This window comes from Achromobacter sp. 18P8.1.1 (assembly GCF_057799415.1).
On record NZ_JBYOKH010000092.1, the window covers coordinates 1 to 8076 of the forward strand.

The window sequence follows — 8076 nt, forward strand, 5'->3', positions numbered from 1 at the left end:
CGCCGCCTCCACCGCGCTGTCCGGCGCGTCCACGTTCGCCGCGGGCGGCGTCAGCGCCAGCGTCAGCGCGGCCATCGTGCCCGTCATGACGCAGGCCTTAAACGCCAGCGGCGACCGCATGGCCGCCTTGGGGTCCGCCGTCGACACGCTGTTCACGCTGCCCGACGTCAAGCAAGCCAACATCCCGTCTGTCGCTGGCGCCATCCTGAGCATGCCAGGCCTGTCGTCGTCCTCGGTGCCGGGCGTGATCGGCGCCATTCTGCAATCGCCCACGCTCGCCACCGAGACGCTGCCCAAGGTGGCCGAGGTGTTGATGAAAATACCTGGCGTAGCGGATTCACCGCTACCGCAGATTGCCCGCGACGTACTGGACACGATCGGGTTGGGACCCGTGGCGCGCACGCAAGGCACGAACCTGCCGGGCGACACGCCTGCCCCCTCGGGCTCCGGACGCGTGGTGCCTGGCGTATCGACCTATCGCGCCCGCCAGGACGGCGCGCGCCTGCAATACGTGAACCTGGATCAAGTCGCCGACCGCTGGAACGACGGCAGCGCATTGACCACCACGGAACGGCAATCGAACCGTCCCCGCATCCATGTGGAGTTCAACCGCCCCGGCCAGCATCGCTTCACCATCACCGTGAAGCCCGACCCTGCCAATATCCCGTACTCCGCCCGGGAACGCGGCCGGCGCGCCAGCTACCAGGAGCCGCACAGCAATCCGCGCAGCTATGTCACGAACGCGGACGGCACCCGCATCGTCGACGACATCACGCTGCCGGCCGCCGGGCTGAACCTGTACCTGTTCGAAGTGCGCGACGAACGCGGCCAGCTGATCAAGACCGAACGGGTTGAAACCGTGCGCCGCCTGTACATCCAGGAAGTGATGTGCATGAGCCCGCGCCCGGCCGGCCATCTGGCCGACGTGACGCCCGTCACGGCCGAATTTGCGCTGCATGGCATCGACATGATCCAGCTGCCGCGCGTGCAGTTCCGCGGCCGCTCCGCCGTGAATGCCGCCGACGACGCCGATGCGCAACACGCCATCATGCAGGCCGTGAGACAGGCCTACACCCCGTCGGCCGGCAAACAACGCGAGCCCTACACGTTGGTGGTCTGCCACGTCGACCGGCTGGTGGCGCCGGGCGTCAGCGGCGACATGCGCTTGCCGGTGCCTGCTGGCCCCGGCGGCCGGGTCATGACCGTACCCATCGTCAACGACGACCGCAGCCAATCCGCCCTCTGGTACGAGTTCGACCAAGGCGACGACTGGCTCGTGCACGCGCGATACCTGTACCGGGACGCCTCAGGCGCAGAACGCTCGCTGCCGATCCCCCGCCACCTGATCACGCCGATCCGCGATGAGTCGGGCGGCGTCTGGTCGGTGTCGGTGGATTTGACGCAGGTATCACCTACGCCGCTGACCGGCATGCTCAACATCCAGTTCAACACGGTGGCCGCCAGCTACGCCGGCCTGGCCATCACGGGGACCAACCTGCTGTTCGTCTCCACGCTGGATCCCTTCGTGCCCAACTCGCAGGCCTACCTGACCGAAACGCTCGCCCACGAAATGGGCCACTTGCTGGGCATGGTGCCCAGCGGCCCGGACTGGCCGGGCCTGCGCAACGTGGACACCTCGGCGGACGACTCCAAGCTGGACCCGCCGACGCACTTCTACTACAACATGGGCGGCCACTGCTACTTTGGCCTACGCGACCAGAACGGCCAGTACAACGAGGAAATCGGGCAATGCGTGATGTACGGCATCACCTGCGCGAACATCCACTTCTGCCCAAGCTGCAGCAAGGCCGTGCGCAAGGTCGACTGCTCTGAAGGCTGGGCCTCGTTCTGAGGCCGCCGCCTAGTCACCGACCACCGCCAACGACAACAACCACCGCCGCTCCTTCTTCGCAAATTTCGATGCTGACATGCCGATCATGACTACCGACTGGATTGAACCCGCCACCTTCGCCTCGGTGCCCACGCACTCGCAGAAGGAACACGCCTGCATGCCGCCCTTGCAAGGGTACGACGCGCAGATGCGCATCGCCGCGCCCTCGCGCGTGAAGATCCGCGACGGCAACACCCTGACGATTCCGATATGCGCCCGCGGCATCCTGCCCGTGGTGGAAAACCCGCAACTGCCGCGCTTCGTGGCGGTCGATACTCGCACGGGCAAGGTCTATCGCGGCATCGCCTTCAACTACGTGCGCCCCACGCTGCCCAATGTGTCGGTCGATCCGAGCGAAGGGGCTCCGCCGCCCAAGCTGGCGTTGCCGCCCGGCATGACGGTCGAAACGCGCTTCACCACCGACATGGCCGGCGTGCTGCACCTGCCCGCCACCCCGGCGACCTATGAGGTCTACATTGAAGCCGAAGACGTGAAGTCCAATACGGTGACCATCGAGGTCGAAGCCGGGCAGAAGTAAGGGCCGGGCAAGGTCCGCGAACCAGCGCCACGCCGCCGCTTAGGGCCGCGCCGGCGTCATCTGCTGAAGGTTCTGCTCGGTGCGCGCTGCCTGGGCCTCGACCTTTTCCGCGTTGCGCATGTCTTTCCCGCGCAGCTCCATTTCCGCCTTGGCGTCGGTCTTGGCGAACACGTCCTTGTCACGCACGCGGAAGTACATCGTAGTGCTGGCCAGCAGATGGTCGGGCCAGCTGCTCAACATGGCGTCGTGTACCAGCCAGTCGAACAAAGTCATCACCTTCGCCGGCAACTGCGTCTTGCCGTCGCGCGCATCGCGCCACACGGCCAGGAGGCGCTTCTGGGTTTCGCGCTCGGCCTTCATGTCGGCCAACGGGTCGGCCATCTTCTGAGGTGTGCCACCTCCCCGCTTGATCAGTTCGTTGCGCATGTTTTCGCGGTCGCGCATGTCCTTGTCCATCTGCTCCATCGTTCGCAACACTTGCGGGTTATTGCGCTCCAGGTCCGCTCGGCGCCGCTCGGTATCGGCATCGTTCTGCTCGGCCTTTTCCAGATTCTTGTATTCCTCTTGAAGGCGCTCCCATAGCGGTTTGAACCGTTGCGGCGGCAACTCTCCACGGCTTTCTGACGCGCGCTTCCAACGCTCATTCTTTAGCGCTTCAAGTTCGCGCAAGCGCGCGGTGTTCTCGGGCTTGCTCCGTTCCTCCGCAGACAGCGCAGATACGCGCCGCAGCTCTTCGTTGAACTCCTGCTCAGGCGTGTAGAAGTCGCGATCCTTGATCCATGCTTCGGCCGGATCCGATAGCTCGGCCCGGAACGTCGCATCCTGATAGCGCACGGCCAACCACCGTAGGAATGTCTCCATGTGCGGAAGGAAGTCGATGCCGGGTTCGTACTTCACGGCTTCTCGATACGCGTTGACGAGCTCCAGGATCTTATGGCGGCTGTTGCCATCCACGATCGGCTCCGACAAGGAAAACTGCAGGTAGGTGTCAGGCTTCAGATCGGCAAGCCGCTCCAGGCTGTGAAACGCGGCGCCATGCGAAAGGGCTTGGTTCATCATGTCGCGTAGCGGTACACGGGACAGTTCAACGCGTGAATTCAGCGATCCGGGCGGGCTGACGCCTGTCACGTCGCCGCTGGATCCCGGATAGAGGTATTGCAGGCCCCGCGTCTTTTCCAGGCTGTCCATGCGCTGGTTGCGCCGCAATTCGTGTGCCGCCGCGAAATGCACGCACATCTGCACGGCGGCCGGCACCGTCAGCGTCCGATCCTTGTGCGTCTGTTTGATGAGGTCGGTAACGGGTAGAAAACCCAGAAACGTGTTCTCGTCCATGATGGACGCAACGGAATCGAACAATCCCATGAAGCGGATCTGGATATCGGCGTCGGGCTTGTTCTTGGTAAGGTCGCCCCTTACAGCCAGATCCGCATCGTGACGCCGGCGGTATTTCTTGACCAGGTCATTGACGAACTGGCGCGCCACCACCCCACCCCGGTCCGCCCCGAACACGGTGATCTCGATGCGGCGCACATTCTGACCTTCGCTCACCGCATCGTAGGCGGCTTTGAATTGCCGCAACGCGGAATCGACACGCACGTCGACCCCAGTGCCCATCAGATAAGCCACCGTTTCCTGATCTCGGATGACCGGAACCGTCTCCATCATGGTCGATTTCACGGCTTCCTTGCCGGCAGTCCAAGCCACCTTCAACGGGTTTTTCTTGAACCCTGCCCAGAAGCCGCGAATGGTCGCCTTCGCTCGGTTCACCAACCTCTCGGGATCCCAGGCGTTCCAGATGCGCACAGCCTTCTCTGGCAATGTCTGCACATCCTTGACGACGTCCTTATACGCCTTGACCATGGGTTGATACGACGATTCCCGCAGCGACTTCTTCACGGCCGCCGTAACGCGACCGGTGAGCTTATGGTTCGGAATCTCGTCCGTGCGCAGCACATTGCCGACGTTGCTTGAAACCGCCTTCTGCGCGTTGCTCGCCAGCTTCATGCCGGCCTTCGCGGCCGCATAAATCATGTCGTCATTCTCGGCGTCGGCGTTCAGGTCTGTTCCCAGACCCGAATAGTAGAACCGGAACCAGTGATGCTTTTCGGGACGGCCGGGATCGCTCTGGACGTAGTGCGCTTCCCAGAGCCGGCAGATGTTCGAGTAGTAGGTCGGATGCTTCGCATCTTCATCGCGGTTGCGGCCAAATCCGTCGAAGAAGAATCCCATCCGCAGGACCGCGCCGCATTCATTGCAGTCGTCCTTGGGATACGCCGCCTCGTTCTGGGCCATGGCCTTCAGCACGGATGCCGGCGTACGGTTCTCCTGCGGCAGGTCGCTGGATTGCACGTCAGACATTCTTATCTCCCGGGGGGGTACCTGTCTTCTTTATCTGATCCAGCTTCGTCTGCGGCAATGCCGCCACTTCCCGGGCAAAGTCACCTGGCGCGCGCCCCGTTTTTTCCAGGATCGCCTTCACCTGCGGATCATTATCGAAATTCGACGCCACCGTGAAATACAGCAGCATGTACTGGCGCAGGTCCTGCTTGTCTTCGATGCGGTACTTCTTCCATGCGGATTGCAACACCTTGGCCGTGACGCGCAGCAGCTCAGCATCGCTGCGGTAGTCGCCAAGCGAGGCGCGATGGTCGCGCCACAACCAGTCCACGGTGTCCACGATAGGGATCCGCGTCTGGCCCAGCAGCTTGCGGCTTAACGCCAGTTCCATGTGTTCATCCGGATAGATGTGCAGCTCCAGATACAGCGGGCCGTCCCCAGGCGGAATCTCGGCTGCCGGAAAGTTGATGGCACCCTGCCGGTCGAAATAAAGCGAGTCGGCTTTGCCATCGTGCAGATGCTTGCGCAGCAGCTCCCCATCGACGCCACGCCAGTCGACCGTAAACGCCGTGCCCTTGAGCGTAAAGCAGCAGGTGACCGAGCCTTCGCCGCCGCCAGGACTGACCTGCATCGTCGACGCCACGCCATCGCCCTTGTCCTTGACGCTGATACTGCGGATATTCCACGGCGTGTAGTTGTAGGCAATGAAGCTGACCCCTTGGTAGACCGGTTCGCTGTTGCACCCCGCCAGCATGCCCAGCCACAATAGCGCGGCGATCAGTCCCTTACGCATCTTCCACTCCCAAGTTCTCCAGGTGCAGCGCCTGCACCTCATCCCACACCACATCCGGCACGCCTTCCAGCACCTTGGCCAAGCCGCCCTCGGCATCTGGCCGATAGGCCAGCAGCCCTTCACGGATCAAGCGATGCTCATCGAAGCGCGGCGAGATCGACACGCCCCACGCCACATAATCGAACGTGTCCTTGTCGCCCGTCACGCCGTGCGCACGCGCGCGTTCCAGCTGCGCCTCGACGCGCGGCACCAGCGCATCCTGATCGGGGTTGCCGGGCAACAGGCCGGGATACAGACGGCGCAGCTGCACCGCGAGCTTGTCCGGGTAGTCCAGGTCGAACAGCATCTGATGCTGTTCGGGCGTGAAACGTTCGATCCCTTCCGGCCTGTCGGCGGGCAGCCGACCGGCGCCGGCCAGTTCGGCCCCAGTGCCGTCGCGCAACGCATAACGCAACGTGATCAAGGGCGCGGCGAAACGCGCGCGCTGCTCGGCGGTCCACACCTTTAAGGCACGGGCGAGGATGCGACTGTCGTACCAGTGCAGGAAGAACTCGCTGGCGTCGGGTAAGGCGTAGTCGCAGAAACGGCCAAAGTGCGCAATGAGCTTTTCCAGCGGCACGGCGGAAGCGAAACTCATCATTGCATAGCGGCCGCCCGTTCGTTCGTGCAGCGCTTCCAGCACGCGCACCAGCACGGTATTGAAATCCTCGTAGCGCGGCCCGCGCAAGACTCCTTGCGAGGCGCCGTCCACTTCGATCAGCAGCGGCGCCACGTCGCCATAGATGTCCAGGCCGGTCTGCGCCCACACCGAGCCGAAGCTCAGGTCTTCGGTGGCGGTGATGTGCGCCAGCAAATCGGGGTGCCCGCGAAAATCCACGATCACGTAAGCCCGCGCGGCTTCGCCGTAGGGGCCACGGTGCTGCGGCAATTCCGCAAACGTGGAAAGCAGGGCTTCTTGCCAGGAATAAGCCATCACCCTTACGCCTTCTTCTTGGTCAAATTCGTCTTAGACATTCTTATTTCCCGGGGCCTCGCCAGACGCCTTCATCTGCGTGATTTTTTCCTCCGACAAGGCTGCTACCGCGCGACCAAAGTCGCCAGGCTTTCGGTGGGGATCTTTCAAAACTTTCGCTATCTCCGCATTCTTGTCGAAATCAGAAGCGACGATGAAGTAAAGGTACATGTAGCCCCGCATGTCTTCGGCATCTTCGATGCGGTATTGCATCCAGGCCTGTTTGGCGACCTTTGGAAGGACATCCGCCAATTCGTGGGTACTCTTGTATCCAACGAGCACATCACGATGGTTTTCATATAGCCACCGCAGCGTATCGATGATCGGTATTCTGACCTGTCCCAGCAACTGCCGGCCCAATGCAAGCTCCATGTGCTCATCGGGATAGATATGCAATTCCAGGATGAGCGTTCCATCTCCTTGCGGTATCTCGGTTGCAGGAAAATGCACCACCGTTTCCTTCTTGAAGATCGCATCGTCGTATTTGCCATCAAACATGTGCTCGCGCATCAGCGCGGCGTCGCCACCCGTCCAGGTCACGGTGAAGTCCGTTCCCTTCAGCGTATAGCAACAAGCAACTCGCCCCTCTCCCCCGCCGGGTGGAATGGCGCCGGAACCGGCCTTGCCGCCCGATGCGTCCCGAATCCGCACAGACTCCAGGTGCCAGGGTGTGTAGTTATACGTAATGAAGCTCACGCCTGAGTAAGTAGGCTCGCCGTTGCAGCCCGCCAACATACCCAGCCAAATCAATACGCCGATCAACCCCTTACGCATTCGTGACTCTCTTGGTATCCAGCGCCACGGACGCGAAGCTCATCATTGGTGGAAAGCAAGGCTTCTTGCCAGGAATAAGCCATCTTCCTCACGCCTTGTCAGTGATGGACTGCACGCTCTCCTGGGCGTCCAGCACGCAGCTCTTGCAGACGGTGAACTGCGGAAACGGATACGGCATCTGCGTCGGCCCGGCGAATTGCTTGTTGCCGGTCTTCACGTCGATGCGGCCTGGGGCCGTGACGGTGATGTTGCCGCCTTCGATCACGATGCTGGCGCCCGCCGCGTTGGCGATGCGAATGCGCTTGGGCGAGGCATATTCGATGCTGGCATTGGCGCTGACCATGCGCAGGTCCTGTTGCGCCTGCATGGTCAGCACGTCGTGCTGCGAGATCACGTCGACTTCACCGGTGCCGGCGATCAGATCCAGGCCCGCGTCGGCGCCGCCTTTCTGCACGCCGGCCACGATGCCCAGCGCTTGGCCCGAATGCACGCGCAGCGAACCGATGACGGCCAGGTTGTGGTCCTGGCCCGATGACCAATGCACCAGCTCGCCGGCCGTGACCTGCACATTGCGCCCCGCCGCCTGCGTGAGCCCTGCGCGGCCCGCCATCAGCACCAGCGGATCGGTCAGGTGCGGCACTTTGCCGTCGACCACTTCCGTGTGCTTGGCCGAGGCGTCGCCCGCCGCGCCGCCCACGGCGTCACCGGCCACCGTGCCGGAAACCGCGTGC

7 protein-coding genes are annotated in these 8076 nt (G+C 62.8%); 2 read left to right on the forward strand and 5 right to left on the reverse strand.

What is annotated here, in order from left to right; genetic code table 11:
• Both AC27VE_RS30580 and AC27VE_RS30585 read left to right on the forward strand, forming a co-directional pair.
• On the forward strand, positions 1-1852 hold a 1852-nt coding region (locus AC27VE_RS30580), incomplete at its 5' end, for a type IV secretion protein Rhs (RefSeq protein WP_488705837.1).
• Positions 1853-1928: 76 nt separating this feature from the next.
• Positions 1929-2429, forward strand: coding sequence for a hypothetical protein (locus AC27VE_RS30585; RefSeq protein WP_427959028.1), 501 nt, complete (start codon positions 1929-1931; stop codon positions 2427-2429).
• Between the two features lie 39 nt (positions 2430-2468).
• Here AC27VE_RS30585 and AC27VE_RS30590 read toward each other — a convergent pair whose 3' ends face one another.
• The 5 genes from AC27VE_RS30590 to AC27VE_RS30610 form a co-directional block, all read right to left on the reverse strand.
• Entirely contained in the window at positions 2469-4787 is a 2319-nt protein-coding gene (locus AC27VE_RS30590) for a phospholipase effector Tle1 domain-containing protein (RefSeq protein WP_488705838.1), read from the reverse strand.
• Positions 4780-5559 carry a DUF3304 domain-containing protein gene (locus AC27VE_RS30595; protein ID WP_006226601.1) on the reverse strand — a complete coding sequence of 260 codons (780 nt, stop codon included), beginning with the start codon at positions 5557-5559 and terminating at the stop codon, positions 4780-4782. The genes AC27VE_RS30590 and AC27VE_RS30595 overlap by 8 nt, the downstream gene beginning before the upstream one ends.
• Positions 5552-6532, reverse strand: coding sequence for a DUF4123 domain-containing protein (locus AC27VE_RS30600; protein ID WP_488705839.1), 981 nt, complete (start codon positions 6530-6532; stop codon positions 5552-5554). The genes AC27VE_RS30595 and AC27VE_RS30600 overlap by 8 nt, the downstream gene beginning before the upstream one ends.
• 33 nt (positions 6533-6565) lie before the next feature.
• Positions 6566-7345 carry a DUF3304 domain-containing protein gene (locus tag AC27VE_RS30605; protein ID WP_488705840.1) on the reverse strand — a complete coding sequence of 260 codons (780 nt, stop codon included), beginning with the start codon at positions 7343-7345 and terminating at the stop codon, positions 6566-6568.
• A gap of 88 nt (positions 7346-7433) precedes the next feature.
• Positions 7434-8076: DUF2345 domain-containing protein (locus tag AC27VE_RS30610; protein ID WP_488705841.1), on the reverse strand; the 643-nt coding region annotated here is incomplete at its 5' end.